The organism is Litoribacterium kuwaitense, assembly GCF_011058155.1.
Lineage (GTDB): Bacteria > Bacillota > Bacilli > Bacillales > DSM-28697 > Litoribacterium > Litoribacterium kuwaitense.
Genome location: NZ_JAALFC010000092.1, coordinates 1 through 1,764, shown reverse-complemented (window position 1 = coordinate 1,764; position 1,764 = coordinate 1). Strand labels below are relative to the sequence as shown.

General features: G+C 46.0%; 2 protein-coding genes. Both read right to left on the bottom strand.

Annotated features, from left to right (window positions below; genetic code table 11):
* A partial coding sequence (locus G4V62_RS19045) for a carbohydrate ABC transporter permease (RefSeq protein ID WP_165205215.1) occupies nt 1-764 on the bottom strand: 764 nt, incomplete at its 3' end.
* Nucleotides 764-1,678 (bottom strand): carbohydrate ABC transporter permease, encoded by a 915-nt coding sequence (locus tag G4V62_RS19040; RefSeq protein WP_165205217.1) that lies wholly within the window; start codon nt 1,676-1,678, stop codon nt 764-766. The genes G4V62_RS19040 and G4V62_RS19045, both read right to left, overlap by 1 nt.
* Between the last annotated feature and the right edge of the window lie 86 nt (nt 1,679-1,764).

Below are 1,764 nucleotides of genomic sequence, written 5' to 3'. Positions count from 1 at the left end.
AAAATGAGTACAAGGACGATTAAAGGCAGCGTCACTAGGATCGTCGCAGCCGCCATATCCCCCCATGGAATGTAAAAGAGTTGCGGCATCATCGCGATACCAACAGGAATCGTTTGCGCATCAGGACTGTTTGTAAAAGTGAGCGCAAACAAAAACTCATTCCACGCGAATATAAATACGAGAAGCCCACCAGTGACGAGGCCTGGTGTGACAAGCGGCATCGCAATGTTCCAATAGCACCTTACTTGTCCACATCCATCCATATAAGCCGCTTCCTCAAGCTGCTTAGGTATTTTTAAAAAGAAGCCGTACATGAGCCATACACTGAGCGGCAACCCAATTAACGTATAGGTGACAATTAAGCCAATGTGTGTATTATAAAGGCCGAGCTGCTGCACGAGATCGTATAAAGGCATGACGACAGCGATTTGCGGAAACATAGACAGCGCTAAAAAACCACCTAAAAACATACCCCTCCCCCAGATTCGCAACCGGGCCAAAGAGTAGGCAGCCATACTGCCGATCATTAAACAGCCTAAAGTGACACCTAAAGCCACGATAAAGCTATTGATGACGTACAAGTAAAAGTCAGAACCCGCAAACAAACGTTCATAATGAACAAACGTTATTTCTGGTGGCAACAATGGTGGCAAGCGAGCTAAATCACGGTCATATTTAAAAGAGGTGATGAGCTGCCAGGCAAACGGGCCAACATGACCAACAAAAATCAAGCTGCCGATGATCCAAAAAAAGACTCTTTTCATCAAGCTCCACCTCCCAGTCGCCGGTTTACCAGTTGCAAACAAAGGATCAACACGATTGCCAAAACAAAGACAGACAATGCCATCGTCGTTGAAATTGCAGCACCTTCACTAACTTCAGAAGAAGAAAATATTGTCTTATAGGCATAAGTCGATAAGACCTCAGTCGAATTGGCTGGCCCGCCACCAGTCATGACATAAATCAGGTCAAACACACGAAATGCATCGAGCGACCGCAGCAGGACACCCATGATTAACGTCGGTAGAAGCATTGGCAATGTGATTTTCAAAAAAGCCTGGAGTTTCGTCGCACCGTCAATCGCCGCAGCTTCATAGACCTCATCGGATATCACTTGAAGGCCTGCCAAAAGAATTAACGCCATAAATGGTGTCGTTTTCCATACATCCGCCACCATCGTGGCGTATAACGCCGTGTCAATGTTTCCAAGCCAATTAAAGTTTTCAGAAATGATATTGGCTTGAACGAGCAAATAATTGATTAATCCGTATTCCGCATTTAACAACCACTCCCACATTCGTGCCGACACAACCGTCGGAACAGCCCAAGGAATGAGTACTGCTGCCCGCATCCAGCGCCGCCCTTTAAAAGAAACGTTAAGAAACAAAGCCACACCGAGTCCGAGAGCTGTTTCAGCAAGCACCGTCATGATCGTGAAGCCCCACGTGTTCTTCAACGCCATCCAAAACCATGGATCTTCAAGCAGAGCAGCATAATTCCCAAACCCGATAAACTGGGCACCTTCCGAAGCAAATGTCGCATCATAAAGGCTCAGAATGACAGTGCGGAGGAGTGGATAAACACCCATACTGATTAAAAGAAATACAGAGGGAAGCAAAAACAAATAGCCGATCCACACTTCGTTCTTTTTCCACGAGCGCTGTGTCCCTTTCTGCATGATGGACACAGCGCCAATCTCCATTTTTTCACGAAGTCCTCTCCTTTTTACGTTAAGATCCTTCGGTAATTTCCCTCACTTCTTTT